Consider the following 26,361-nt stretch of genomic DNA (forward strand, 5'->3'; position numbering starts at 1 on the left):
GGCGCTTAGCTCGTTACACTGTCAGGTAGGACGAGGGGAAGAATCTATGGGGAGACATTCGCAGCAGCCATCCGATCATGCTGAGCGCGAGGGAGAAAATCGTGCCGAGCGTAGTAGGGAAAACTATGGATGGGACTATGCGTCGGACAATATACGCAGTGGGCAAAATCGCGGGGAAAGAAGCGAGAGTCCACGTCGTGTTGCGGCGCGAGGTGATGAGGAGCCGTCAGTTGCTATGACGCATGTTGATACGCTGCAAGCTGGGGTGCGCCTCTTTGAGGAGGGGCACACTGGAGTAAGGCACGTGGTGGCGGATCAACCATCACAGCCGGATCAACTATCACAGCCGGATCAACTATCACAGCCGGATCGCGTACCTCGCTCAGCTCAACCAGTCCACTCAGATAAGCCTCGTTCGCAGTTTGACCCCTATGGGGTGGCAGATGTTGCCGATAGTATTGGCTTGCCTGAGCTAAGTGATCCGTCGGTCAGTTCCTCGGAGATCGCGAACGCTATGGCAGATAGCGAACTAGGGGCAACTAATATTCCACCCTCGCAATGTTGTGCACCAGAGGGCGAGTTACCTAGCGCCAGCGGTGATATGCATGTTGATGCGCCGCATCGCGGCAATCCCTACCCGTGCGAGCATAATGATGAGATACGTGTAGGTGAGCACGAGGGTAATGCGTTTCCAGGTGGGCAGGACGGATCATTGTGCCTCGAAGATGCAGGCTCGAACACAACATGTATGACGCAACCATCGTCTGATACGGCATCATCGTCTGATACGGCGGAATGTTCTGATGAGCTATGCGACGACGAGCGGTATCCCGATGGGATGTTCCCGATGAGCGCGCAACGATTTGAAGAACTCGTCGGGGAGGCTCTCGACGAGTTGCCGGAAGCCTTCGCCCAGCAGCTCGACAACCTCGTCTTTCTTATCGAAGATAACCCGCTACCTGAGCATACGCCCCGCGCTGCCGGAGAAGAATTGCTTGGCTTATACGACGGGCGGGCATTGACCGATGGGGATTTCTTCGGTTATGCCGAGCCGAATCGAATTTGGATTTTCCGTGAGCCGACTTTGCGGATGTGCCGATCAGAGGAAGAAGTCGCGGAGCAGGTTCGTATCACGGTGTTTCACGAGGTAGCGCACCATTTTGGTATTGACGATGAGATGTTGCATGAAACGGGGTGGGCATAGTCCTCGCCAGAGTGCGGAGGCGTCTGCGCCGGCAGAGCAGCTAGGCCTTTTGCGAGTAGGCGAGGCAAAACGGTTGAATTGTGGCTGGTCGAGACCGTTAGGGTAATTGGGTAATTGCTGGTCAAAATGGCTGAACGGTCAAACCGCGAATAGGTCGTTACGGTTGCACGAATAGATCGTTACTGCCGGTAGGAGGGGGGCATACTCCTATATAAGCCCGCGATGATTGAGAGATGGTTGCGGGCTCGGATCCCGCAGGCATTTACCAGGTAATGCCCGCTATCCTATTTAGCTGATACTGCGGGCAGGTGTCGCTCGGCTGTCACGATGGATAGGTGTTTTATGTAGCCCTCCGTCAAGGAATCTGGTCAGCATAGTGTTGGCACAGTAGGCTACTGCCATGATCGTTTTAGCTGCCACGCCCCTAGGGAATGACGATGATGCCTCGCCGCGGCTGCGCCACGAATTAGCACACGCGGATGTGATTGCTGCTGAGGATACTCGCCGGTTACTCAATCTGGCTGGGCGTTTGGAGATTCCACTATCAGCTCGGGTGCTTGCCTACCACGAACATAATGAGCGAGAAACCAGTGCTGCCTTAGTGTCGTATGCGCAAAATGGTCAGCGCGTTGTTGTGGTGACGGACGCGGGGATGCCCTCAATATCAGATCCGGGATATCGTTTGGTGGCGCTAGCTGCGCAGGTGGGAGTGCCGGTAACAGTCGTGCCTGGGCCGTCAGCAGTGTTAACTGCGCTGGCGCTATCCGGTCTGGCTTCAGATCGCTTCACCTTCGAGGGTTTTTTGCCTCGTAAAGACGGCGAGCGTGAACGGTACTTCGCCGCTATGCGATCAGAAACCCGAACGATGATCTTTTTTGATTCCCCGCGGCGAATCACTGGCAGTTTGCGTGCAATGGCTGCCGCTTTTGGCGCAGATCGGCAGGCAGCAATCTGCCGCGAGATGACGAAAACACATGAGGAGATCCGCCGCGGTTCTCTTGGAGAGCTGGCCAGCCATGCAGACGATATTCTCGGGGAAGTGACTGTGGTGGTGGCTGGAGCGGATCCAGTTCGCCTTGCCACCGAGGAACACGTTGCTGAAGTGCTTGCCTTACATCGCGCCGGGCTGCGCCTCAAGGACGCAGCAAAACACGTTGCCCATCGAGAAAAGATAGCAGCTAACGAGCTGTATCGGCTGGCATTGGCAGCTAGCGAAGATCGCACGGCGTAATCTTTGCGAAGATCCGGCCGTACACAATCACTAGCCGGCGTTCTGCCTTCGCTCGCCTCCGTTTGCGCGTTTCTTTTTGTTTCCCCGTATCCTGCTTCCGCTTTTCGTTCCTTTCCCATATCCCAGCTTTCAGCAGATGGACGCAAGCTATTGATAGTTTCGACCTTAGGCTGGTGAGACTCTTAGATCCTGAAAGCGTCAAGCGTACAGAATGTAGCGTCGGCTCCTTAGAAGCGGTAGCCGTCGGGCTTTTAGAAAAGCTAGGCAGTAGACCTTTTGGAAAGATCTCCTAGAAGTGCTAGACGTTGAGCCCTTAGGAAAGACAGACACCGAACTTTCCAGAAAAGTAGAAAAGATAGGTAGCGCCCCCTAGAAACGCCAGACGCTGCCTCTTTAGATCCGTTAGAACTCCCGTTCAATGTCTCCGAAATCAAAATCGGCTTCATCAACGTCATCCGAGAAATCAAACTCATCGTCAACGTCAATATCAAAATCCGATAGGTCGTATGCCGATAGATCTTCGCTCAACCCAATCTGGTTAGCAATGACCTCTAGTTCGTCGTCCTCGCCATCGACAGTCAGCTCCGGATCAGATTCGTCATCGTAATCATCCATAGCGAAATCGTCGAAGTCATGCGCAGGGGGAAGTTCGTCATCTTCAAAATCTGCGGCCCCGTACTCGTCATCTTCGAGATCGTCTGGGATGCCATCGCCATCGAGATCGCCGATCTGCATATCTGACCAGTCTTCCGGATGCCAGTGCCGTGACTCGTCAGCCATCGGCTCTAAACCTGGAACGGGGATATCCTCGCCTTCGACATAAAAACCAAAAGCATCCTCAGAATCGAGCTGCTCAATACCAGCCTCATCCATCTCCTCGCGGGCAGCCTCACCAAGTTCAGGTGAAACCGGAGCAGTCAGATCGGAAAAGACACGCACCCGGAATCCCGCCCGTAAGGCATCGAGCGCGGTTTCTTTCACGCAGTGTGATTCGGCTAATCCAACAATATCCACGGCAGAAATGCTGTATTCTCGCAGAATTTGCTCTAGCGTATCACCCTCGTCGTTTGTTCCCTCAAAACCTGAGTATGCAGCAGAGTATTGCCCTTTCTTCACGGAGGCGTCCAGCGCGAGTGACGCTATTGCTTCGTGCAGCTCGGCTTCGGCAGTGTCGGCGATAGCGTGCGGCGGCCAGGAGTCAACGAAATCTGGTTCGTCACTGAAATGTTTGCCAGGATCAACGTGCCAATCCTGAGTGGTGACGATCAGGGCGTACTCATCCTCGTTATCCGTCACAAAGTCAGCAATGCGCTCGGCAACGGCATTTCCGCCGCTCACCGGCAATGAACCGCCCTCACAGAACGTCGGTTGGACATCGACAATCAAAAGAGCACGACGTGAATCAGACATGATCCCTGCCTTTCCGTAGTTCCGCGAATGTGGGGTATAACAAGTTTACGCCGCTGGCTCAGGTTTCACGCAATGGGGAGAAACGTTCTAACCTTGTATCATGGCTAAGATCCTTTCCGCAGTTGCATGGCCGTATGCAAACGGCCCGCGTCATATCGGTCACGTCGCCGGATTCGGCGTTCCCTCAGATGTTTTCTCGCGCTATATGCGTATGGCTGGTCACGAAGTGCTGATGGTATCGGGAACAGACGAACATGGCACCCCGATCCTGGTCGCTGCGGAAAAAGAGGGCTTAGATCCGCAGGAACTTGCTGATATCAACAATCGGATCATCGTTGAGGATCTGGTTAAACTCGGCTTGTCCTACGATTTATTTACCCGGACGACGACGAAGAATCACGAGCATGTAGTGCAGGAACTCTTCGTGGCGTGCCGCGATAACGGCTATATGATCGTTCAGGAAACTGCCGTCGCTATTGACCCTAAGACGGGTAATACCCTGCCGGATCGGTATATTGAGGGCACCTGCCCGTTGTGCCATTGTGCGGGAGCGCGCGGGGATCAGTGCGATACCTGTGGAAACCAGCTTGACCCGCAAGATCTTATTGAGCCAATTTCCAAAGTCTCCGGATTGCCGCCGCAATTTACCTCCACGGAGCACTATTTCCTGGATTTACCTGCGTTGGCACAGGCATTAGGGCAGTGGCTCGATGGTGTTGAAGAATCTGGTTCGTGGCGGCCAAACGTCATTGCATTCTCCCAGCATCTGTTGAAAGACATTCGTCCACGGGCGATGAGCCGCGATATTAGCTGGGGAATTCCGATCCCGGGATGGGAAGATAAGCCGAATAAGCGGCTGTACGTCTGGTTTGACGCGGTGATCGGCTATCTGTCTGCAGCTATTGAATGGGCGCGCCGCCGTGAAGCCGCAGGTGAGGGCAGTGCAGAAGATTGGAAGCTGTGGTGGACGAATCCACAGGCTCAGTCGTATTACTTCATGGGCAAGGATAATATCGTTTTCCATTCGCAAATCTGGCCGGCTGAGCTATTGGCCTATAACGGAGCTGGGGCGCGCGGCGGTCAAGCAGGTGCGCTTGGTCAGCTTAATTTGCCGACGGAAGTCGTGGCTTCTGAGTTTCTGACGATGGAAGGGCGCAAGCTCTCTACCTCGAAGAATGTTGTGATCTACGTGCGTGACGTGTTGGAACGCTACCAGCCAGACGCACTGCGGTATTTCATTTCGATCGCTGGGCCAGAAAACCAGGATGCAGACTTTACGTGGAGTGAGTTTGTCCGACGGAACAACTCGGAGTTGGTGGCCGGCTGGGGTAATTTGGTCAACCGCACAGCGGCGATGATCGCGAAGAATTTTGGCGAGATTCCTACGCCGGGCGTGCGTGAAGATATTGATGATGCCCTGCTGTCGGCTATCGAAGCTGGATTTGCGACGGTTGGCTCCTTGATTGAGGCGCATCAGCAGCGGGCGGCACTGGCGGAAATCATGCGTTTGGTGTCTGAAGCGAATACGTATGTGGCGCGCACTGAGCCGTTCAAGTTGAAAGAGCCGCACCAGCGCGAGCGTTTGGCAACGGTTTTGCACACGCTGATTCAAGCAGTGGCAGATCTCAATACGATGATGTGCGTATTCCTGCCTCATTCGTCGAACACTATTGACGCAGTGTTGGGTGGCAATGGCGATATTGCGCCTATGCCGCAGCTTGTTGAGGTGGAAGATCTGGATAATGGTCACCCGTATCCGATCATCACTGGCGATTACCGGCAGGTTCGCCCGTGGGGGCGGCAGTGGGTCGTACCCGGGGCGCCGATTGCTAAGCCGAAGCCGGCGTTCGTCAAACTTGACGAGTCAGTAGTGGCTGAAGAGCTGGCGCGCTTAGGGCTATCAGACGATACATCTGCGCCGAAGGCGTGAGGTGGCGTGCCGTTGACTACCTCGCAAAAGGATCGCAAGCGGGCCTTCCCGGATATTCCGCAGCCGCTGGCGGTCCCTATTGTGGATAACCACACGCATATCCGACGTGATCCGCCAGTTGGGCCAGATGGCGTTATGCGTCAGGCGTGCAATGAGGCGGGCATGTGGAAGCCACCGCTATTGCTGAGCAACCTCCTGGAAGCAATGGAGCGTTGCGGCGTTCGGGCAGCGATTACTTCTGGGTGTGAGTGGCCTGAGTGGGAATGGACGGTGGAGCTGGCACGTCAGTACCCACAGATTTGGGCTGCCATCGCGATTCACCCGAATGAAGCCGCAATGCACATGGGGGTGCGGGAGATTGCCCCAGATGGTTTAGAGCCGCGCGTATGTGAACATCACGCCATTGATTTAGATACTGCGCTCGCGCGGGTTGCTGAGCTGGTACGCGACGATGCGGTGTGTGCCGTCGGGGAAACGGGATTGGATTATTTCCGGACGGGTCCTGCCGGGCGGGAAGCCCAGGTGCAGGCATTTCGCGCGCATATTGAATTAGCGAAAGACGTCGATAAGCCCATGCAGATTCACGATCGCGACGCGCATGAAGATGTTGTGGATGTGCTACGTGCGGATGGTGCTCCAAGCAAAACGGTTTTTCACTGCTTTTCCGGTGATGTTGAGCTAGCTCAGATCTGTCGGGAAAATGGGTGGTACGGCTCTTTCGGTGGTAGTGCCACGTATCCTGCAAATACTGCTATTCGGCAGGCTTTTTGTGAGCTGCCTGATGAGTTGATTTTGTTGGAAACTGACGCGCCTTATCTGACTCCAGTACCGTTTCGCGGGCATCCGAATGCGCCGTGGGCAGTCGTCTATACTGCGCAGTTCTTGGCGGATTTGCGGGGGATGGATGTGGCTGATTTTTGTGCTTTGGTCGATGAGAATACGCGTTGCGTCTACGGGATATAAGTGGCGCTGTTTGCTTGCGATGTCACTGATTTAATTACTGGTAATCCGGCTTTTTATCGTTCAATGTGCGTGCTGTTTTCTTTGCTATATCCGTGAAATATTGGCGTTATATCTGGCCGGTATTGTCAGGTATCTGAAAGAGCTCAGCGGGAGCGACACGCATAGGTGAGATGTCATCTTGCACACTTTGCGTTGCAGAAGATAACGATTTGATTACAATCTATGTCGGAACACTATTCGTGACCGCTAGGAATATGCCTAGTCGATTCATGAGGAGAATACGTGGCAGCTCATAGCTCCAACCGCACCCCGAGCGTGGATTTTGATTCGTCCCGCCTTAGCGTGGCTCCTAAGCCAGGCTCGCGTCGTGCCCGTCGTATGGCAGAACGCGCCGCACAAGCGCAACTATCCACGCCATCTGCTGACACCGCTGAGATTCCCGTTCTCAATCGCGTTATCGTCGCCGGTGGGCCATCGTATGCGGAGAAGATGAACTTTGAATTGGTGACCTCCGGGGCGCGCAATCTTCACACGGGTCGGCGGCCACGCTCGAAGAATCTGCAATTGATCGGTACGGCGTCAATCGCCGTGGTTGCTGCCGGAATCGCGGTGGCTGCTCCGTTAAGTTCTGTTTCCGGGCCACTCCAGTTAGAACCCGCGCAAGCTGCTACATCTGATGCTGGGCAGCCTCAGGAAACGATGACTCCCAGTTCGACGATCTCTTTCCCTGTTACCGTCGATGGGGCGACGAAGACTTTACGCGCCACAGTTGGTCAGACGTATGCCGCGGCATTTGCCCAAGCCGGAATCTCAATCGGTGCGCGCGACGAAATCTCGGTGCCGTTATCTAGCGAGGTAACCGATCAGGCAGTTCAGATCGTCCGAGTGACGACGGCGACGGTAAATGAAGCCTTTACCGATCCGCATCCAACTCAGCGGGTAGAAACGAATGAGCTGGAAGTGGGCAAGGAAGAAGTGGAAAAGCCAGGTGCTGATGGTCAAGGCACGCGCAGCTTCACGGTGACGTACCGTGACGGTGTGGAGAGCTCACGGGTACTCACGATGGAAACCGTGACCCAAGCCGCCGAACCTCAAGTGGTTCGGGTGGGAACTCGGCCAGCCGGCACTCCCGCCCCCGTTGGTGGCGTCTCCGTGCCGGCGAACGCCACCCCCGTCTCTCCGGGATCCTCCCGAGCCATCGCCCAGAGCATGTTAGGCGGATACGGCTGGGGAATGGATCAGTGGGGTTGCTTGGATGCACTCTGGCAGCGGGAATCCGGCTGGAATTCGCTCGCGATGAATCGCTCCTCTGGCGCTTACGGGATTCCGCAGGCACTGCCTGGAACGAAGATGGCATCGGCTGGTGCGGATTGGCAAACCAACCCGGCAACCCAGATTGCTTGGGGATTGGGATATATTAGCGGTCGGTACGGCACGCCGTGCGGGGCGTGGGGCCATTCGCAGTCAGTTGGCTGGTATTAATGCCCCTGTTAGGGCCAGCGCAGATCCGTCAGCTCGCAGATATTGCGGGAATTCGACCAACAAAAACTCTCGGTCAGAATTTTGTGCATGACGGTGGAACTGTTCGCCGTATTGTGCGAGATGCTGGGGTAGGTCCCGCAGATCGGGTATTAGAGATCGGCCCTGGGTTAGGATCGCTAACTTTGGCTTTGCTGGAGGCCGGAGCTGTGGTGAGTGCGGTAGAGATTGATCCGCCGCTGGCAGCCCTGTTACCTCAGACGGTGGCGCAGTACGCTCCGCAGGATAACGAGCGGTTTGCGGTGTGCCAGGCAGACGCCTTACGGATAACTCCAGAGCAGTTCGCAGTTCCGAAAGCGTGCTACCAGGCGGCTGAGAGCGCCAGCACTGCCCGAGAAACAGGGGTCACTCACCACTTCGATCCGCAGTTTTTAGTCGCGAATCTTCCCTACAATGTGGCAGTTCCGGTTCTCCTGCGGTTAATCGAGTTATGCCCGACGATTAACCGTGTGACGGTCATGGTTCAAATGGAGGTGGCACAGCGGCTGGCAGCTAGCCCAGGATCGCGGGTGTATGGTGTGCCGTCAGCTAAAGCCGCCTGGGATATGGAGGTTCGCCAGGGGGCGAAGATCTCGCGCTCTGTTTTCTGGCCGATTCCCAATGTTGATTCTGCTCTGGTGCATTTGGAACGACGTGCTACGCCACGTCCGGAACGTTTACGGGAGTCAACTTTCCGAGTGATTGACGCGGCATTTGCGCAGCGGCGAAAGACGTTGCGGGCGGCGCTTTCCTCCTGGGCTGGCAGTGCCCAGCGGGCGGAAGAGATTTTAGTGCAGGCAGGGATTGATCCGAGTGTGCGTGGAGAGCGGCTCGGAGTAGATGACTTCATGGCGATTGCCCACACAGCAGATGCCCTTGGCAATGCCAATTCGCTACCATAAGCACGTGAAGCGCATACAAGTCTGTGTTCCCGCAAAAATTAATCTTGCCTTGCGGGTTGGAGCTCCGCGTCCAGATGGATTCCACCCGCTCGATACCGTCTTTGAATCCTTAGATATTTTCGACGATATTGAGGCCACATTGGCGCCGGATCTGTCGATGTCGATAACCGGCTTAGGCAGCGATTTGCCGTGCGATGAACGAAATCTGGTTATGCGAGCCGCCATATTATTGCGCGAACGCTATGCCAGTAGGGCGGCAGATCAGGGGTCAAGCTATGGGGCTCACATTCAGGTAACAAAACGTATTCCGGTTGCTGGCGGGATGGCTGGTGGTTCAGCCGACGCGGCTGGCACGTTATTGGCTTTGAATGAGCTGTGGCAGTTGCAGTTATCATCGCGCGAGCTCGCTGATATTGCTGGTGAACTTGGCTCGGATGTGCCTTTTGCTTTACATGGCGGCTTGGCGCATGGCACAGGTCGTGGGGAACTATTGCATGCAATTCCTCCGGGTCATATGCATAGCTGGGTGATCGTCTTAGCTCATGAGGGGCTATCAACTCCGCAGGTATTTCGGGAGTTTGATCGGCTCTACCCGCAGGCGGCAGCGCCCGCGTCCACTCAGGAGCTTCGTCAGGCTCTATCAGGCACGGATCTGCGCGCAGTCGCGGCGCTACTGCGCAATGATCTAGCTCCGGCGGCATTCTCCTTACGCCCGGAGTTAGAGCAGATGTGCCAATCCCTAAGCGATATTGGTCATGGGGTTATTGTTTCGGGTTCGGGGCCGACTATCGCCGTGCTTGTTGAACCACATGAGCTAACGGATGCTGTGAAAATAGCGCGGATGAGATTTCCAGAGCATACGATCTTAGGGGCAACTGGTCCGGCTGCCGGTGCGCATGTGCGCTAGATGGTTTCTTGCCGTGGGGCGAGTGTAATAGGGCAGATTTTTAACGAAAGGATGACAGCTAGTGGCGCATATTCTCAACTGCGAGGATGTTGCTATTTCACGTGGATCGCGGCCCATTCTTGGTGATGTCAACCTTTCCTTAGCTGACGGTAATCGGATAGGTGTCGTCGGCCCGAATGGCAGCGGAAAATCTACCTTATTGCGGTTACTGACACGGCAGTGGCAGCCAGATTCCGGGCGGGTGACGGTGACCGGTGGCACCCGAATGGCGGTGCTCAGCCAACGTGATGATTTCGCAGATGAGATCACGGTACGTGAGGCGATTCATGGGGATAGTGCGACCTTTGAATGGGCTTCGGATGCGCGGATTCGGCAGATTCATGAGGGATTAATGCCGGATGTGGATCTCGATTGGCGGGTCAACGAGCTTTCTGGCGGGCAGCGGCGGCGGGTGGCACTCACTGCCACCTTGGTTCAGGACGCGCAAGTGGTGGTATTGGATGAACCGACGAATCATCTCGATGTCTCGGGTATTGATTTCTTGGCACGTTATCTGAATGATCGCTTTGGTCGTGGGGTCGGAGCGCTGGTGGTCGTCACGCATGATCGCTGGTTTTTGGATACGGTATGCACGCAACTTTGGGATGTTGTTCCTGGGCACGATGGCCCTGGCGGTCGAGCGCCAGTAGCCGGCACTGTGCAGACCTATGAGGGTGGGTATGCGGCATACGTGTTGCAGCGTGCCGAACGTTCCCGTTTGGCGCAACAAGCACAAGAAAAACGAGCGAATCTACTGCGTAAGGAATTGGCTTGGTTGCGTCGGGGTGCGCCAGCGCGAACCTCAAAACCGAAATTCCGCATTGAGGCTGCTAATGAGCTGATTGCTAATGAGCCGCCACCGCGTGATTCCATTGAGTTAGCGAAGTTGGCGACGGCGCGACTCGGTAAGAAAGTGATCGACGTCGAGGATGTCGATTTCTCCTGGACGAACCGCGATCCGATGGTGTTGCGTGGGGTCACTATCCGGCTAGCCCCAGGGCAGCGCATAGGGATTCTGGGAGCGAATGGAGCAGGAAAATCGTCGTTATTAGGGCTGCTGAGTGGGCAGTTACAGCCGACTCGCGGGATGATTACCGTGGGAAAGACGGTCATCAGTGCCGTATTGGATCAAGATACGAGCGCGATTGATGAGATCGCTGATCGTCGGGTTGTCGAGGCGGTTTCTGATATAGCTCGTTACATACAGGTCGGGGATAAGACGCTTTCTGCGGCGCAACTTGTTGAGCAGATGGGTTTTACGCGCGAGCGGGCCTGGACTCGGGTGGCGGAGTTATCCGGCGGGGAACGTCGTCGATTGCAATTTATGCGGTTACTGCTTGGTGAACCGAATGTGCTCATTCTTGATGAGCCGACGAATGATCTGGATACCGATACTTTAGCGGCGATTGAGGACGTATTGGATTCGTGGGCAGGGACGTTAATCGTCGTTTCGCATGATCGGTATTTTTTGGAGCGCGTGACGGATACTTTGTATGCGGTGATTGACCACCAGTTGCGCCATTTACCTGGGGGTGTGACGCAATATCTGGAGCTCAGCAGCAGCGCGACCTCTCAAGCAGAGATGACGCCTAATGCGCGCACGGCAACTCAGGAAACTACGGATAAGACTCAGGGGCTGACCCGCTCGGCCTATGAACGTCAGCAGCGTAAACGTTTAGCGACGTTGGAACGCAAAATGGAAAATCAGCGGGCACTTCTTGCGCAGAATGGGAGTGCTCAGGCGCAATGTGTGGCGCAGGGGCAATATGAGGAGATTGCTGAGCTGGGGCGTCGGGCCAGGCAGATCGAGATGGAGATTGCTGAGCTGGAAACTCAATGGTTTGAGATTGTGGAAGATCTTGAGGGCTAGGCTACCGTTTAATCTCGAGGTTAAGTAAAATTTGATATATGGCTCGAGAAGAATACCCTCCAGCGCCGCGAGATGAGGTGGACGATGTCGTTGCAGCGTGGCATGCGCAACGTCCTGATTTTGATGTGGCGCCCCTTGCAGTGTTTTCCCGGTTGCTGCGAATTCACCGGCATTTTATGAAGATCCGCCGATCGGTCTATGCTCAACATGGGCTGGAAGCCTGGGAATTTGAGATGCTTGCTGCTTTGCGCCGTGCGCCCGACCATGTGCTTACGGCTGGTCAGCTGATGACGGATACCTTTGTTTCTTCTGGGACGATTACGAATCGGATTGATCGGATGCAGGCCAAGGATTTATTGCGTCGTGCGTCATCCCCACAAGATGGTCGGGTAGTCCACGTGGTTGCAACTGAGAAAGGGCTGGCGGCGGTTGATAACGCTATGCAGCAGTTACTGGAAACGGAACGTGAGATTCTGCGCCAGTTTGCCCCGGAAGATAATGTGCAGGCAGCGAACTGGATGCGTCAGATTCTCTTGGCTTTGGCTGCGCGCAATGCGCCATGTGAGGATGAATAGCTCTACCTATTAGTGTGTTTTAGCGCCTTAAGGAGCAATACTTCCTGCGCTCGGTATTAGTATCACGACGGATATAGATAAAAGATCGTGGGGTTGTCTACGGAATATTCCGTAGACAACCCCACGATCATTTTAGGTCGGCATTGGTGAGTTAAATGCTGATCTGGTTAACCGAGCTAACTTGTTGATGTGCGTTCGTGAAATTCAGTTTTGACCTGACCGACTTGACCGTTGAGTACGCTTGTGCCTGCCACGGTAGGCACCTCTTTCGGTGCCGCCTTGGGAGAGAATAAGGCTTTGCGCAAGGACATCCGCTTACCCATATGCAATACCGAGTGCGAGTACACCCGCCCGGCAAATGCTGCGAGCAGGAAAATGGCAACCACAGATATCGCCATAGAGATGATGACTTCGGTAGTCGTTGAGATTCCGTATGCGGATCGGTTCGCCATTATGAATGGTGCAAACCCAGGGATGAAAGACATCCCTTTGGTCCATATAGAATCTGGACTGTTCGGTACGAAGTACAAGGCAAGATAGAATGGCACGAACAGGAAGAGGGTTACCGGGGAGACCGCCGACGAGACTTCTTCGGCACGGCTGACGAGTGAGGCCAGTGCTGCGGTAATAGAGGCGTAGCAGAAGAATCCGAGTATCACCCAGATGATAATTTCTATCAGGTATCCGCTGATAGAAATTTGCGTCCATACTCCGGCAATATTCAGTGCCGCAACGGCACAGAGGACCAGAAGAGTTACCTGAGAGAGGACGACAATTCCAATCCCCAGGATCTTTCCAAGCAAAAGAGTCCGTGAGCGCACTGTTGACAACAGGATTTCGACGATTCGAGAAGATTTCTCTTCGACGATTCCCAGTGCCACCGTGTTCATACCCAGGATGATGGAGTAGATCAATATCATGCCTCCGGCCATGCCGACGAAGTATCCGACGGGATTGGCGGCCATGAGGTTGGTTGATGGCAGTACAACTTCACGCTCAGGAATATTGATCTGATATGCAAGATCTTGGTAGTTCTGCGCGCTGACGGTCGCTCCCTTATCAGCCATTAATCGGGCGACTGCACCAAGTTCGACGTACGGGGTGAGCTTATTGTTGCTCGATAGGGACGATTCGTGGACGATAACCGGCTGATCGAGGGTGCCGCTCAGACCAATAGCGTCGCTACCGGATTTCTTGCTCCATTCGATAATTGCCTTTTCAGAGCCATTTTCCGCAATTGGCGTCAGTGTGATGTGTGCTCCGTTAATGGCCTGTTCGAGGTACGGGGTCAATGGCTCCATTTGTTTTTCAACAAAGATGACGGGCTGTTCCGTAACGCTTTGTGGCGCTTGTGAGGAATTGTCATCGCTGTCTTTATGGAGCAGGAATTGCCCGAGGAAACCGCCACCGAGAATGAGTAGCGCAAAGACGACTGTTGAAATAATAAAGGATTTTGTGGCTGCAAGAGCGCGCATTTCGCGCTGGATAATGAGTCGCAACATGTTACTTCTTCCTCCTTCCGCCCAAGCGAGCAAACAATCCGGTTTTCTTGGGTGTTGCTTCCTCGGTTTCGGAGGATGGCACAGTGACGATTGAGCCGAAAAGCTCACTGAGTCGCGGTAAATACCTGGTAAAGGAATGTACTGGCCCACCAGCTAATGCGGCATGAAGCAGCGCTTGATCCTCGTTTCCGCGAAGCTGTGCGCGTAACGTATGGGCGTCGATAATATCGACCGATTCCGTCAGTGCTGCGATAGCCTCGGCGGTGGCGCGGGCGTCGGGGGATTGAATCTCAAAAAGATTTTCTGAGTTTCGGGTGCGCAGTTCGGTAGGTGTTCCCTCTGCGGCGATCTTCCCCATGGAGGCGATGCCGATGCGATCGCAAATACGCTCAACTAAATCAAGTTGATGGGAGGAGAAGATGACGGTTGTGCCCTGGGCGGCTTTTTCGCGTAGGGCGGCACCCATCATTTCAACGGCGAGGGGATCAAGCCCGGAGAAGGGTTCATCAAGAACGAGAACTTCGGGGTCGTGAATCAGGGCAGCGCATAACTGCACGCGCTGTTGATTGCCGAGGGAGAGATTTTGGACGTTTTCTTTGCCTCGATGATGGATACCGAGCTTTTTCGTCCAATACTCTACTTGTTCTTTGGCTCGTTCTACCGGCACTCGGTGTAGCCGAGCGAGGTAAATAAGCTGATCGTTAATTGCCATTTTGGGGTATAAACCGCGCTCCTCAGGCATGTATCCAAATCGAGCGCGATCAGCGAAACTCAGGGCTTTCCCGTCGCGAGTAACGCTTCCGTAGTCGGCATTGAGAACACCGAGCATGATACGCATTGTTGTGGTTTTTCCTGCCCCGTTAGAACCAACGAATCCGTATAGTTCACCGGGGTTAACAGTGAACGTCATTCCGTTGAGAGCGGGAACTGAACCGAATGTTTTATGGAGCTGATTGACTTCAATTGTCATTATTTGTCTCCCTTGTCTCCCTTGTCTCCCTTGTCTCCCTTGTCTCCCTTGTCTCCCTTGTCTCCCTTGTCTCTATTATACAATAGGAACGGCTCGTGCTCTAAGCCGCGCAAGCCATTCCACATCAAGTTTACCAAGTGAGCTGCAAGTTTCTCTTTGGGAACCTCCGGATTGTGAGCCCACGTCTGCCCAGTAATACCAACCGTCCCAGCGAGCATGTGTGCGTACAGCGGGGCGCTATCGACGTCAAATCCTAATTGGGTGAAGTATGCCGAGAGGAGTTCGGTTAGATAGTCGCTAATATCTGAAATGACGGTGGCGAATCGCGATCCGGCAATACCGTCCGGGGATTGGTGAAGCATGAGCCCAAAACCGTAGGGATTATCGGCAATATAATCCAATAACGCCAGAATTGTTCCCTCAAGCGCGGCGCGTGGATGGACCTCCGGGCAGAGGTTCTGATCGAGCAGTGCGCTTAATGCGCGAGTCTCGCGATCGACAATTACCTGATAAAGCCCCTCTTTTCCACCAAAGTGTTCGTAGATGACGGGTTTTGATACGCCGGCGTGTTGCGCGATCTCTTCAATAGAAACCGCATCAAATCCGTGGCTAGCAAATAGCTGACGGGCAATTGTGATGAGTTGCTCGCGGCGTTGCACTCGCGTCATGCGCGCGCGTTTAGGGCGGGAACAATCCTGAGATATAGCCGCCGTTGTGCCGTTTGCGGCAGATTGCTTCGCGGGCTGATCTGCGGAAGAGGAGATGGTTGTCATAATGGCTATTATCGCAAAATTAACAAGATGGGTTTTTGGATTGGAAATTAACGGGGAATCACTGGCACAATGTAGAGGAATCCGCCATGGTGTAACGGCAGCACACGGGTCTTTGGAACCCTTAGTCTAGGTTCGAATCCTAGTGGCGGAGCGAGAGGTGCGAGAGTCCTGAGGAGGCATCGTGGGAGAGCTGACGGCCGCGATTGTGCTCGCTGCAGGTAAAGGCACTCGAATCAAGTCGCAGATTCCCAAAGTTTTGCTTCCCATGAACGGGCGTTCCGTTCTTCAGCACGTCAACTCGGCAGTTATTGGTGCTGGGGCGGAGTATGTGGTCTACGTCGTCCGTCATGAACGCGAAAAGGTTGCCGCTCATATTGCGCAGATGAATCCTGAGGCGCTAATTGCCGATCAAGACGATATTAAAGGCACTGGGCGAGCTGCATGGTGCGGATTGGCGGCGCTTCCCGAGGGATTAACCGGATCAGTTCTCGTGGTCGCTGGCGATTCCCCGATGTTTACCCCGCAGGTCTTGCAGGAATTAGCGGGCGTCCACGCCCAAGGCAATAATGCGGTGACGGTGCTCTCTACATACGTGGCTGATCCATCGGGATACGGGCGGATTGTGCGTAAGGCGGCTGGTCCAGATCAGCGCGATGAGCGCGCCGGAGCAACAGGTGAGATCCTTGCAATTGTCGAAGATCGCGATCTACTTGACGATCAGCGGGATATTACCGAGATTGCGACGTCCACCTACGTCTTTGATATCGCTTTCTTGCGCGATTCCCTGCAAACATTGGGCACGGATAATGCCCAAGGGGAAATGTATTTGACCGACGTCGTACAGCGAGCTCGTGAGCTTGGCCAGGGCGTCGGTTCTTTTGTTTTGGATGATTCAGTTCAAGCTGAGGGCCTGAACGATCTTGTGCAACTGGCTAACCTACGTGCAGAAAAGAATCGTCGCATCGTGGCGGCGTGGATGCGTCAGGGAGTCTTTGTTGTCGATCCCGAGCGAACGATTATCGAATCTGACGTCACGCTTGAGCCAGATGCGGTTATCGAACCAGGGTCGATATTGCGAGGTCGTACCCATGTTGCTGCATTTGCGGTGGTAGGGCCATACACAGAGTTAACTGATGTTCATGTGGGTGCTCGTGCTCATGTGCCGCATTGCGTGGCGCAAGGAGTCGAGCTGAGTGCTGATGAGTGCGTTCCACCATTTAGCGTGCTCGGATCATCACTGGCAATGAAAGCTCCCGATTCGCTATCCGGGGCGATAGGGTAAAGACGCAGGCTCTGGGCCGTGCAGTCGGCCAGGAGAGAGGGATGAGAATGACGGGTATCCACACCAGCGGAGAAAAACATTTGGTCCTGGCCAGCGGGAGAGCACATCCTGAGTTGGCTCGGGCGGTCGCCGAAGAGCTTGGCATTGATTTGTTGCCAGTGACGGCGTATGACTTCGCGAATTCTGAGATCTATGTGCGCTTCGATGAATCCGTGCGCGGGTCTGACGTTTTTATCTTGCAGTCGGTAGCGGTGCCGGTAAATAAGTGGATTATGGAGGCTCTCATTATGGTCGATGCGGCCAAGCGCGCCTCCGCGAAGCGAATTTCGGTCGTTGTCCCGTCATATCCATACGCTCGTCAGGATAAAAAGCATCGCGGTCGAGAACCAATTTCCGCCCGTCTGATGGCAAACCTGTTTAAGACTGCAGGGGCGAATCGCATTATGTCCGTCGATCTCCATGCAGCTCAAACGCAGGGCTTCTTCGATGGGCCGGTCGATCATTTGTGGGCGATGCCAACGCTTGTTGAGTATGTGCGCACTCGCATTGATTCCTCGCGCTCGGTTGTTGTTTCCCCAGATGCCGGGCGCATTAAGGTGGCCGAGCAATGGGGCGCACGCCTAGGTGGAGTGCCGCTCGCATTCGTGCACAAGACCAGAGACATTAATCGTCCGAATGAAGCGCGCTCGAATCGGGTGGTTGGCGATGTGGCTGGGCGAACGGCCGTCATTGTTGACGATCTGATTGATACGGCTGGGACGATTGCCGGTGCTATCCGAGTGGTACTAGAAGCCGGTGCGAAAGACGTTATCGTTGCCGCAACGCATGGCCTGTTCTCTGATCCGGCGGTTCAACGGCTGGCAGAAAGCGGTGTGCGGGAGGTCGTTGTGACTGATACCCTCCCCATCCCGGTGGAAAAGCGCTTCCCGCAGTTGACGATTTTGCCAATTGCGCCGGTGTTGGCTAGCGCGATTGAAGAGGTATTCAACGACGGTTCAGTCACGTCGCTATTTGATGGCGCTCACTGATAACCGCAACCCCTCGGCTCGCTGCGCGGTGCAGGGCTGAGCTATACGAGGGAGCTGTAAGGGAGATAGGCAGTAGCATGGCATATCATCCGGTTGATATAGCCGATGTTTTCCGTGATGATCCGCGCTCTCAACGCGAACGTATGCTCGCTGGCGATATGTATATTGCCGATGATCCTGAGTTAGCTCGTATGCACAGGCGCGCCTTGGAATTATCCGAGCGATTTGCTGCTGAATTTCCGGCTGATCCGCAGGCGGCACAGCGTGTTGTCCGCCAGTTGCTCGGTTCGTGCGGCGAGGACGTATATATCCGGGCGCCAATATGGGTTGATTATGGCGTCAATATCCATATCGGTGCTCGGACTTTTATTAACTGCAATTTGACGGCACTTGACGTCGGGCGAATCGAGATTGGATGCGATTGCCAGATCGGGCCGCAATGCCAATTAGTGACGCCGACCCACCCTATTGATCCCGATATGCGATCGGCGAAGCTGGAGGCAGCACAGCCAATCGTCGTGGAAGATAATGTGTGGCTCGGTGCTGGGGTAATCGTGTGCCCAGGGGTGCGTATCGGGGAAAACTCCGTTATCGGTGCGGGCTCAGTGGTGGTGCGAGATATTCCGGCCAATGTGGTTGCAGTTGGCAATCCGGCCCGCGTGATACGGGTTATTTCTCCTCAAGCGGATGGGTGACGAGATAGGCCACTGAAGCGACCAGTCCGCCCCAAACGGAGGCAATAGAGATGACGAGCATAATGATGGCGGGAGTTGTCATAACAGGCTCCTTTCTTCTTCGGTTGTTGTCGTGCGATTGCTGTGGGTATGAAGGGCAAGGGCGTCATATCTTATGCTGACGGGGATTATGCGCCAGGGATTCAGTGCTACCAGATAGAGCGCCTGCGTTACTGGGCATCTTGGCTAATGTCAGAGTTCTATCGCGCTGACGTTGCCGCATAGAGTGCCCGGCAATGGCGGATTCACTATCGGATTCTGGGCGGTCGTGGAAAGCGACCGGATCGAAATGATCGACGGGAGTGCGCCACGGGCATACCACAAGAATAAAACTTGCCACCATGACTCCCGATAACATGAGCCAGCCCATCTTGTAGATGAATGATGTGGGGTAGTCGCCGTACCCGTCACGCAGTAATGAAACCAAGATGGCAACAAAGATGGTTGATAGCACGGCAGGGGCGAGTACAACCACCAGGAAGTTCCACAGTCGCGGGGCTTTTAATGTGGAAGTTCGGTTGAGATGCCCGCGCGGGATGGAGAGTTCGGGGCGACGTAGCTCACGAGAACCGTCATCGCGATGGCGGAGACGACAATGCCGATTTCGTTAATGAATTTATCCACGACGTCTAGCACATTTAATCCGTCGGTGGTGGAAAAGACGAAGATCGACAAAATACTCGTCAGCCCGCACGTGATGAGGGAGGCCAGGCGTCGGCGTATCGCAAATTTTTCCTGGATTGTAGCGGAAACGACTTGGAGCAGTGAGATCAATGACGTGAACGCTGCGATGGAGAGTGAGGCGAAGAACATGACACCAAAGATTGGTCCACCAGGCATCATGGAGATGATCTTGGGGAAGGTGACGAAAGATAGGATTGGGTCGGTTATGCCTTGTAAATCGTTGACGCCGCTCGACTGTGACTGCGCCATAAAGCCTAATGTGGCAAATACTCCGATGCCGGCGAGGATTTCGAGAGAGGAGTTGGCGAATCCGGTAACTAAGCCGGTTGGCACGAGATTGGATTTGCGCTTGAGATAGCTCGAATAGGTCAGCATGATGCCGAAGGCGACGGATAGGGAGAAGAAAATTTGGGAGTAGGCGGCGATCCATACTTGTGGGTTGCGTAGGGCGCCCCAGTTGGGGGGGTGAACAGAGCGTTTAGCCGGAGGCTGGCTCCGGGAAGGAATAGTGTGCGGATGACGAGTGCAGTAAAGATGACGACGAGCAGGGGCATGCAGATTCGGTTAATTCGCTCTAGCCCGCCGGTGATTCCTAGCGCCATGACGATGCCAGCGGCAAGCCATAGCAGAACGAGTGGCCAGAAAATTCCGGGAACGATCTCCGCTTCTGCGCCAGGGGCGGATACTTTGAGGAAAGAGGAGAGGAAAACTCTTTTGTATCGGATCCCCATGATTGGTTGACGGAGTAGAGCATATAGCGCAAGACCCATGCCAAGATGACGGAGTAGTAGGTGATGATGACGAAGGAGATTATCACCTGCAGCCAGCCGAGGACTTCAAAATTCTTGTTAATCCGGCGGAATACTGCTGGCGCGGAGCCGCGGTAGCGGTGGCCGAGGGAGTAGTCGAGAAGCAGGATGGGGATACCGGCGGTGACGAGGGCGACGAGATAGGGAATAAGAAATGCGCCGCCGCCGTGGGAGTGGGCAACGCCCGGGAATCGCCAAATATTGCCCAGGCCGATAGCAGAACCAATGGCAGCCAGGATAAAGCCGTATTGCCCCGACCACTGTTCTCGGTGGTGTGATGCGTGAGGCGTGAGTGCTGGAGGTGGTTGTCGATTTTGATGCCATGACGTACTCCTTGCGTGCTCCATAACAGTTGGTCTGACGATAGAAGAAATCCCACTCCTTGAAACTCTTGTCCAAAAAAAATGAGACACTGCCTTGCCTTGCCTTGCCACGGGCTGTTTCACCCCTGCCTCGCCGCGCGTAGAGTACCTTCGGGTATTGCGCAGGGGCGTTACAATAAGCCGCGTTTGTCTTGATAGCCGACGAGAACTGCTGGCATTACCTATTGCGAAATACCCGAAGGACTAGCGCTCGCTCGCCTCCGCATATTGCTGCTGGTTGCCAGCTTGGCTACATAGCCGCCGCAACTGACGCGCGAATAATGAATATGATGGCGATCTTCGTCGGCGCATACGCCTATGCTGAGATGTCGATGCAGCGAACAGTATCTGTGCTAATACCGCAAGAAACTGTGCTCGCTAGCCTGCCAATGCCGATTTCGTAGATAATGCCCGCAATAGCCGTCGTGCACCTGTGTATTACCCAGTGTTGGGTGTGAGATTCGCCGGCAAGCTAGCTGATTATTTGAGGGGCGCGATATAGTAATAAGGCCTCGGCGAGGGAACGTCTTGTTCCGTAATCGACGCGGTTGCCTATACTCCTCGGGTGTAGTCGCCGGTTTGCGAGGCGCTATCGCGCAGCACTAGCTGCACAGTTTGAGATACCAAGGAGTAAAGAAATGGCGTCGAAGCCAGTATTGGAAGCCACGCGGCGAGAAGAATTTGGTAAGGGTGCGGCACGTCGCATGCGCCGCGAAGGTCTTATGCCGGTCGTTGTCTACGGTCACGGTCAAGATCCGGAGCATTTCGCCGTCGATTACCATGACGCATACATGCTCGTTCGTTCCAACCCGAACGCCCTGTTCACCCTGAAGGTTGATGGCGCAAACCAGCTCGTTATGGCCAAGGATGTGCAGCGCAATCCGCTCTCGCGTCGTATTGAGCACCTGGATCTGCTCCGCGTGAAGGCCGACGAAAAGGTTGACGTGGATGTTGCAGTAGAGCTTTCTGGTGAACCGCAGTCCGGCGCAATCGCCACCGTTGAGATGATGACCATCGCAGTGAAAGCACCGGCAACGGATGTGCCGACGGCTATCGTCGTTGACGTTGAAGGCATGGAAGACGGCACCCAGGTGCGTGTTGGCGATCTAGCCCTGCCCGAGGGCGTCACCACGGAAATCGACGCCGAAGAAATTGTTGTCGTCATTGCTATTCCGCAGGAAGTAGACCTTCCGGAGACGGAAGAAGCTGACGCTGAAGAAGAAGCAGAAGAAGCTGCTGAATAATTCTGTCCGTGCGAGGGTCCAGCTATAATGCCTGGACCCTCGCATGTTTCCTACGCACGAAAACCGCGTGTGAATAAGCGGAAACACCGATTCTGCAGGAGATATGCATCCGCACAGAAGTTTTGACGCATAACCGCCGTCGTCGATAGAGCTGTGCTTGTGGAAAGGAACCCCGATGTATGCAGTAGTTGGGCTAGGTAATACCGGCGCACAGTACGAAGCTACCCGACACAATATCGGTCAACACGTCATTCACGCCTTAGCTACACGTGCGGGAACCTCCCTCTCGCTGCATAAGCCCTCCCAGACCCGTGCCGCGAGCGTACTCTATGGGGTAGCCCCCGGCAATCCCGGGCAGCGCCTGATCTTGGGGATAACCAATGGATATATGAATACTTCCGGCGGTCCGATCAAATCGTTAATGAGCTACTTCAAGATTCCTACCGAGAATCTCATTGTGGTACATGACGAACTCGATCTGCCCTTTGGGGTTCTCAAACTCAAACGTGGTGGGGGAGAAGGTGGGCATAACGGTTTGCGTTCCCTCAGCGGTGCGTTAGGCACAAAAAATTACATTCGATTGCGCTTTGGGATTGGGCGTCCCCCCGCTGGGCGGGATGCTGCCGATTATGTGCTGTCCAACTTCACGACGTCTGAACGGCGAGAACTCGATATGCTGATTGACGCTGCGGTCGACGCGGTTGAAGACGTCCTGATGCGCGGTTTGGATAGTGCCCAACTGCGTCTGCACTCTACTGCGGCGCGCTCATGATACATTGCGTTCTGGAGGTTCTTGCTGAGAGCCTAGGCAGCGGATATGCGGATGGAGTGACCGCCAATCTTGCGATGCCTCGCGGGGCATTCGCACCGACGCTAGCTCATTTTGTTCACGAGCAGCCACACACATTACAGGTGGCAGTGACGGCTTCCGGGCGTGAGGCCGAGGAACTGCAAGCTGCGCTGCGCGCTTACCTTCCGCACAGTGCGGTCGCCCTTTTCCCATCCTGGGAGACGCTCCCCCATGAACGGCTCTCGCCGCGTTCCGATACGGTCGGTACGCGCATGATGACCTTGCGGCGATTGGCTCATCCGGAAGAATTCCCACCTTTACATATCCTCATCGTTCCCATCCGAGCATTCTTACAACCGATTGCCAGCGGATTAGGGGATATTGAGCCGGTACGGATTCGTCGGGGCGATGAGTTAGACCTTGAGGATCTCATCCGTCGGCTCACTGCTTTGGCATATACCCGAGTAGATATGGTGGAAAGCCGTGGGCAGTTTGCCATCCGTGGCGGTATTGTCGATATTTTTGTGCCAACGGCAAGCCATCCAACTCGATTAGAGCTATTCGGGGATGAGGTCGATGATATTCGGATGTTTTCAGTATCCGATCAGCGTTCCTTGGAGACCTTGACGCAGGTGTATGCCTCCCCGTGCCGGGAATTGCTCCTAACCGATGCGGTGCGTTCGCGCGCCTCGCAGATCATCCCAGAATTACCTGGTGCGATCGACATGCTCGACAAAATCGCCAACGCAGTGGCAGTGGAGGGAATGGAATCTCTCCAGCCGATTTTGGTTGACACCATGCGGTTATTTCTCCATGAGCTGCCACAGCAGGCGCGGATTGCACTTGTTGAGCCAGAACGCATAAGGGCACGCGCTGAATCTCTGCATGAGACAACGGAGGAGTTCCGGCAAGCTGCGTGGAATGCGGCGGCTGCGGGCGGGCCGATTCCCGTGGAAGCTAAAACAGCGTCTTTTGCACAGATCGACGATGCGCGTAGCCAAGCGCAGCATCGCGGGCTGGGGTGGTGCGCTATTGGCGGATTCTCAGGTGCCGATAGCATATCGCTGCCATTGAATGAACCGGATAACTATGCCGGCGATATGGAGGCGGCTATCGCTCAGCTTGCCCAGTGGATTAAGGGCGAGTGGCGCGTCGTCGTGGCTGTGGAAGGCGCTGGTCTGGGGCGGCGTCTGGTGGAAAATCTTGCCGACGCGGAGATTCCCGCAGTCCTGGTTGACGATATTGACGAGCTGAAAGCTGGCGTTGTTCAGGTGCTTGTTGCCCCGATCAAGCTGGGCTTTATTGCGCCACGCGAACGCTTTGCGCTACTGGGGAGTGCCGATATTATTGGCCGACGACGAACGCGCAATGTTGAGCAGCACGCGATGCCTAAGCGTCGCAAGAATGCGGTTGATCCGCTGCAGCTTAAACCAGGTGATTATGTTGTCCACGCGCGTCACGGGGTGGCTCAGTTCGTCAAACTGGCCAAGCGGCAACTTGGATCGAATGGGACGCAGCGAGAGTATGTCGTCTTAGAGTATGCGGCGTCTAAGCGCGGGCAGGCTCGCGATGAGTTATGGGTGCCAACCGATCAGCTCGATCAAGTATCGAAATATGCCGGTGGGGAATCGCCGACGCTCAATAAAATGGGCGGGGCAGATTGGGAGCGCACCAAGGCAAAGGCGCGGGCAGCCGTCAAGCAGATTGCCCGCGAATTGGTCCGGCTCTACGCCCAACGTCGGGCAACAAAAGGTCACGCATTTTCTCCAGATACTCCCTGGCAACGCGAACTAGAAGATGCCTTTGAGTTCGTGGAAACTCCTGACCAGTTGGCAACGATTGATGACGTCAAACGCGATATGGAATCGCCAGAACCGATGGATCGCCTCATTTCCGGGGATGTGGGCTACGGAAAGACGGAAATTGCTGTGCGGGCTGCTTTTAAGGCGGTTCAAGACGGGATGCAGGTGGCGATCTTGGCGCCGACCACGCTCCTCGTCCAACAACATTTGGAAACCTTTGAAGAGCGTTATGCCGGTTTTCCGGTGCGAGTGGCGGCTTTGTCGCGTTTTGTCACCGACGCGGAGGCAGAGCGTATTCGTCAGGATCTACGTCGGGGAACAATTGACGTCGTGATTGGCACGCATCGACTTATTACTGGTGATGTGCGGTTTAAGAATCTGGGTTTGGTGATCGTTGATGAGGAGCAGCGTTTTGGGGTGGAGCATAAGGAAACCCTCAAGCAGCTCTATCCAACGGTTGATGTGCTGTCGATGTCGGCAACCCCGATTCCGCGCACCTTAGAGATGGCGGTGACGGGGATCCGGCAGATTTCGACTCTGGCCACTCCGCCGGAGGAGCGTCATCCTATTTTGACTTACGTCGGTGTGCATGAAAATAAGCAGGTCGCGGCCGCAATTAAGCGCGAACTTTTGCGTGACGGTCAAGTGTTTTATGTGCATAACCGCACGCAGTCTATCGATCGAGTGGCGGCAGAAATCACGGATATGATTCCTGAGGCTCGCGTCGGTGTTGCTCATGGAAAAATGAGTGAACGCCAGTTAGAAGAGGTCATTGCGGCTTTTTGGAATAAAGATATTGACGTCCTCGTGTGTACGACTATCGTGGAAACTGGGCTGGATATTTCCAACGCTAATACGTTGATTGTAGAAAACGCCCATCAGCTTGGTTTGTCTCAGCTTCACCAGTTGCGTGGTCGCGTCGGGCGTGGGCGAGAGCGGGCTTATGCGTATTTCTTGTATCCGCCGGAACATTCCATGACGCAAACTGCGATTGAACGCCTGCGCACCATTGCCTCCCACACCGAGCTGGGGGCAGGTTTCCAGGTGGCGTTGAAAGATTTAGAGATTCGCGGGGCAGGAAATCTTCTCGGCGGGGAGCAGTCGGGGCATATTGCCGGCGTGGGATTCGATTTGTATATTCGGATGGTTTCGGAAGCCGTTGCGCATATAACGGGGCAAGATAAGCGGAGCGAGGCGCAAAAGAGTGCGGATGTGCGTATCGAGTTGCCGGTGGATGCCTATGTGCCGGAGAGTTGGGTGACGTCCGAACGGCTACGGCTGGAGATTTACACGAAAATTGCGGCTAGTACGAGTCAAGTGCAGCGTAAGGATGTTAGTAGTGAATTGCGCGATCGCTATGGGGAGATCCCAGATGAGGTGCGCCGACTTTTCCGGCTAGCTCAGTTGCGGAATGTGTGCCGAGATGTGGGCATTGAAGAGATCACTATGCAGGGGCGAAATCTAAGATTTGCGCCAGTGGAGTTATCAGACGCGCGCCAGTCGCGATTGCGTCGGCTGTATCCACGGGCGACGGTTAAACCGGCGATTCGCACGATGCTTGTTCCGGCGGGCAGCCAGCCAGCGCGCAGTTTTAACGCGAATCATGTGCTGACGAATGACGAGTTGCTAGATTTTGTGGAGCAGGTTATCTCCTCTGTCTGTGTGGCGTCACTGGGTTCGTAGCCCTGCTTCGTGAGGGTGCGGGCGTCGTGCTCGTGCTTATGTGCGGCTCGTCTGTGTGGATATGTGATAGGACGAAAGACGGACACGAGGATGCTAGACGTGCTCTGCGCCATTCGTCCCAGAGGTGAAAACCTCCATGAGGTGTGGAT

Annotated in this window: 20 protein-coding genes, 1 tRNA gene and 1 pseudogene; 16 read left to right on the top strand and 6 right to left on the bottom strand. The window is 54.8% G+C overall.

The genetic code is table 11. The features are described 5' to 3' along the window. Positions 1–46: 46 nt before the first annotated feature. Both ACLHIJ_RS01360 and rsmI read left to right on the top strand, forming a co-directional pair. Positions 47–1,204, top strand: a complete 1,158-nt coding sequence (locus ACLHIJ_RS01360) for a metallopeptidase family protein (RefSeq protein ID WP_411298320.1) — start codon at positions 47–49, stop codon at positions 1,202–1,204. Between the two features lie 400 nt (positions 1,205–1,604). Next, positions 1,605–2,435, top strand: coding sequence for a 16S rRNA (cytidine(1402)-2'-O)-methyltransferase (gene rsmI / locus ACLHIJ_RS01365; RefSeq protein WP_411295934.1), 831 nt, complete (start codon positions 1,605–1,607; stop codon positions 2,433–2,435). 402 nt (positions 2,436–2,837) lie between these two features. Here rsmI and ACLHIJ_RS01370 read toward each other — a convergent pair whose 3' ends face one another. Further along, entirely contained in the window at positions 2,838–3,845 is a 1,008-nt protein-coding gene (locus tag ACLHIJ_RS01370; protein WP_411295933.1) for an isochorismatase family protein, read from the bottom strand. Between the two features lie 100 nt (positions 3,846–3,945). On the opposite strand from ACLHIJ_RS01370, the gene metG reads away from it, so the two are divergent. From metG to ACLHIJ_RS01405, 7 genes are all read left to right on the top strand, one after another. Beyond that, entirely contained in the window at positions 3,946–5,775 is a 1,830-nt protein-coding gene (gene metG, locus ACLHIJ_RS01375; RefSeq protein WP_411298321.1) for a methionine--tRNA ligase, read from the top strand. Positions 5,776–5,787: 12 nt separating this feature from the next. Next, the gene (locus ACLHIJ_RS01380; protein ID WP_411295931.1) at positions 5,788–6,738 is read left to right on the top strand and encodes a TatD family hydrolase; all 951 of its coding nucleotides are present in this window, start codon (positions 5,788–5,790) and stop codon (positions 6,736–6,738) included. Between the two features lie 282 nt (positions 6,739–7,020). Continuing rightward, on the top strand, positions 7,021–8,220 hold the full coding sequence (locus ACLHIJ_RS01385; protein ID WP_411295930.1) for a G5 domain-containing protein: 1,200 nt from the start codon (positions 7,021–7,023) through the stop codon (positions 8,218–8,220). Further along, a complete protein-coding gene (gene rsmA, locus ACLHIJ_RS01390; protein ID WP_411298322.1) occupies positions 8,220–9,158 on the top strand; it encodes a 16S rRNA (adenine(1518)-N(6)/adenine(1519)-N(6))-dimethyltransferase RsmA in 939 nt (312 codons plus the stop codon). Before ACLHIJ_RS01385 ends, rsmA begins: the two co-directional genes overlap by 1 nt. A 4-nt stretch (positions 9,159–9,162) precedes the next feature. Then, positions 9,163–10,065 carry a 4-(cytidine 5'-diphospho)-2-C-methyl-D-erythritol kinase gene (locus ACLHIJ_RS01395; RefSeq protein ID WP_411298323.1) on the top strand — a complete coding sequence of 301 codons (903 nt, stop codon included), beginning with the start codon at positions 9,163–9,165 and terminating at the stop codon, positions 10,063–10,065. A gap of 61 nt (positions 10,066–10,126) precedes the next feature. Continuing rightward, positions 10,127–11,974, top strand: coding sequence for an ABC-F family ATP-binding cassette domain-containing protein (locus ACLHIJ_RS01400; RefSeq protein ID WP_411298324.1), 1,848 nt, complete (start codon positions 10,127–10,129; stop codon positions 11,972–11,974). A 38-nt stretch (positions 11,975–12,012) separates the two neighbouring features. Continuing rightward, positions 12,013–12,549 carry a MarR family winged helix-turn-helix transcriptional regulator gene (locus tag ACLHIJ_RS01405; RefSeq protein ID WP_411295926.1) on the top strand — a complete coding sequence of 179 codons (537 nt, stop codon included), beginning with the start codon at positions 12,013–12,015 and terminating at the stop codon, positions 12,547–12,549. A 176-nt stretch (positions 12,550–12,725) separates the two neighbouring features. Here ACLHIJ_RS01405 and ACLHIJ_RS01410 read toward each other — a convergent pair whose 3' ends face one another. Genes ACLHIJ_RS01410 through ACLHIJ_RS01420 form a run of 3 tightly spaced genes read right to left on the bottom strand, consistent with a single transcriptional unit; the run spans position 12,726 to position 15,794 of the window. Then, positions 12,726–14,051, bottom strand: a complete 1,326-nt coding sequence (locus ACLHIJ_RS01410) for an ABC transporter permease (protein WP_411298325.1) — start codon at positions 14,049–14,051, stop codon at positions 12,726–12,728. 1 nt (position 14,052) lies between these two features. Further along, positions 14,053–15,021 carry an ABC transporter ATP-binding protein gene (locus ACLHIJ_RS01415; protein WP_411295924.1) on the bottom strand — a complete coding sequence of 323 codons (969 nt, stop codon included), beginning with the start codon at positions 15,019–15,021 and terminating at the stop codon, positions 14,053–14,055. After that, complete coding sequence (locus ACLHIJ_RS01420; RefSeq protein WP_411298326.1) at positions 15,021–15,794, bottom strand: TetR/AcrR family transcriptional regulator; 774 nt, start codon at positions 15,792–15,794, stop codon at positions 15,021–15,023. Before ACLHIJ_RS01420 ends, ACLHIJ_RS01415 begins: the two co-directional genes overlap by 1 nt. An 80-nt stretch (positions 15,795–15,874) precedes the next feature. Between ACLHIJ_RS01420 and ACLHIJ_RS01425 the strand changes: the two genes are divergently transcribed. From ACLHIJ_RS01425 to ACLHIJ_RS01440, 4 genes are all read left to right on the top strand, one after another. Further along, a tRNA-Gln gene (locus tag ACLHIJ_RS01425) sits at positions 15,875–15,945 on the top strand. 30 nt (positions 15,946–15,975) lie between these two features. Beyond that, complete coding sequence (locus tag ACLHIJ_RS01430; protein ID WP_411295922.1) at positions 15,976–17,076, top strand: NTP transferase domain-containing protein; 1,101 nt, start codon at positions 15,976–15,978, stop codon at positions 17,074–17,076. A 47-nt stretch (positions 17,077–17,123) separates the two neighbouring features. Beyond that, complete coding sequence (locus tag ACLHIJ_RS01435) at positions 17,124–18,104, top strand: ribose-phosphate diphosphokinase (RefSeq protein WP_411296004.1); 981 nt, start codon at positions 17,124–17,126, stop codon at positions 18,102–18,104. 77 nt (positions 18,105–18,181) lie between these two features. Further along, positions 18,182–18,799, top strand: coding sequence for a sugar O-acetyltransferase (locus tag ACLHIJ_RS01440; RefSeq protein WP_411295921.1), 618 nt, complete (start codon positions 18,182–18,184; stop codon positions 18,797–18,799). Here the strand turns inward: ACLHIJ_RS01440 and ACLHIJ_RS01445 are convergent. Both ACLHIJ_RS01445 and ACLHIJ_RS01450 read right to left on the bottom strand, forming a co-directional pair. Continuing rightward, the gene (locus ACLHIJ_RS01445; RefSeq protein ID WP_411295920.1) at positions 18,774–18,881 is read right to left on the bottom strand and encodes a methionine/alanine import family NSS transporter small subunit; all 108 of its coding nucleotides are present in this window, start codon (positions 18,879–18,881) and stop codon (positions 18,774–18,776) included. The genes ACLHIJ_RS01440 and ACLHIJ_RS01445 overlap by 26 nt on opposite strands. A 63-nt stretch (positions 18,882–18,944) precedes the next feature. Continuing rightward, positions 18,945–20,678 (bottom strand): annotated as a pseudogene (locus ACLHIJ_RS01450) (sodium-dependent transporter). Positions 20,679–21,331: 653 nt separating this feature from the next. Here ACLHIJ_RS01450 and ACLHIJ_RS01455 point away from each other — a divergent pair. The 3 genes from ACLHIJ_RS01455 (at position 21,332) to mfd (ending at position 26,212) form a co-directional block, all read left to right on the top strand. Beyond that, positions 21,332–21,937: a 50S ribosomal protein L25/general stress protein Ctc gene (locus ACLHIJ_RS01455; protein WP_411295918.1), complete on the top strand. Its 606-nt coding sequence runs from the start codon at positions 21,332–21,334 to the stop codon at positions 21,935–21,937. 175 nt (positions 21,938–22,112) lie between these two features. Then, on the top strand, positions 22,113–22,709 hold the full coding sequence (gene pth / locus ACLHIJ_RS01460; RefSeq protein WP_411295917.1) for an aminoacyl-tRNA hydrolase: 597 nt from the start codon (positions 22,113–22,115) through the stop codon (positions 22,707–22,709). Next, complete coding sequence (gene mfd, locus ACLHIJ_RS01465) at positions 22,706–26,212, top strand: transcription-repair coupling factor (protein ID WP_411298327.1); 3,507 nt, start codon at positions 22,706–22,708, stop codon at positions 26,210–26,212. The genes pth and mfd overlap by 4 nt, the downstream gene beginning before the upstream one ends. Positions 26,213–26,361 lie beyond the last annotated feature (149 nt).

The sequence above is a fragment of the Trueperella sp. LYQ141 genome (genome assembly GCF_046599555.1).
In the GTDB taxonomy this organism is placed as follows: Bacteria; Actinomycetota; Actinomycetes; order Actinomycetales; family Actinomycetaceae; genus Trueperella.

Bases quoted from the DNA above. Each gene is read 5' to 3' on its own strand.
- ACLHIJ_RS01360 (WP_411298320.1), top strand. From the start codon at position 47: ATGGGGAGACATTCGCAGCAGCCATCCGATCATGCTGAGCGCGAGGGA.
- ACLHIJ_RS01405 (WP_411295926.1), top strand. From the start codon at position 12,013: ATGGCTCGAGAAGAATACCCTCCAGCGCCGCGAGATGAGGTGGACGAT.
- pth (WP_411295917.1), top strand. From the start codon at position 22,113: ATGTATGCAGTAGTTGGGCTAGGTAATACCGGCGCACAGTACGAAGCT.
- ACLHIJ_RS01410 (WP_411298325.1), bottom strand. From the start codon at position 14,051: ATGTTGCGACTCATTATCCAGCGCGAAATGCGCGCTCTTGCAGCCACA.
- metG (WP_411298321.1), top strand. From the start codon at position 3,946: ATGGCTAAGATCCTTTCCGCAGTTGCATGGCCGTATGCAAACGGCCCG.
- ACLHIJ_RS01415 (WP_411295924.1), bottom strand. From the start codon at position 15,021: ATGACAATTGAAGTCAATCAGCTCCATAAAACATTCGGTTCAGTTCCC.
- ACLHIJ_RS01445 (WP_411295920.1), bottom strand. From the start codon at position 18,881: ATGACAACTCCCGCCATCATTATGCTCGTCATCTCTATTGCCTCCGTT.
- rsmI (WP_411295934.1), top strand. From the start codon at position 1,605: ATGATCGTTTTAGCTGCCACGCCCCTAGGGAATGACGATGATGCCTCG.
- mfd (WP_411298327.1), top strand. From the start codon at position 22,706: ATGATACATTGCGTTCTGGAGGTTCTTGCTGAGAGCCTAGGCAGCGGA.
- rsmA (WP_411298322.1), top strand. From the start codon at position 8,220: ATGCCCCTGTTAGGGCCAGCGCAGATCCGTCAGCTCGCAGATATTGCG.
- ACLHIJ_RS01455 (WP_411295918.1), top strand. From the start codon at position 21,332: ATGGCGTCGAAGCCAGTATTGGAAGCCACGCGGCGAGAAGAATTTGGT.
- ACLHIJ_RS01420 (WP_411298326.1), bottom strand. From the start codon at position 15,794: ATGACAACCATCTCCTCTTCCGCAGATCAGCCCGCGAAGCAATCTGCC.
- ACLHIJ_RS01370 (WP_411295933.1), bottom strand. From the start codon at position 3,845: ATGTCTGATTCACGTCGTGCTCTTTTGATTGTCGATGTCCAACCGACG.
- ACLHIJ_RS01440 (WP_411295921.1), top strand. From the start codon at position 18,182: ATGGCATATCATCCGGTTGATATAGCCGATGTTTTCCGTGATGATCCG.
- ACLHIJ_RS01435 (WP_411296004.1), top strand. From the start codon at position 17,124: ATGACGGGTATCCACACCAGCGGAGAAAAACATTTGGTCCTGGCCAGC.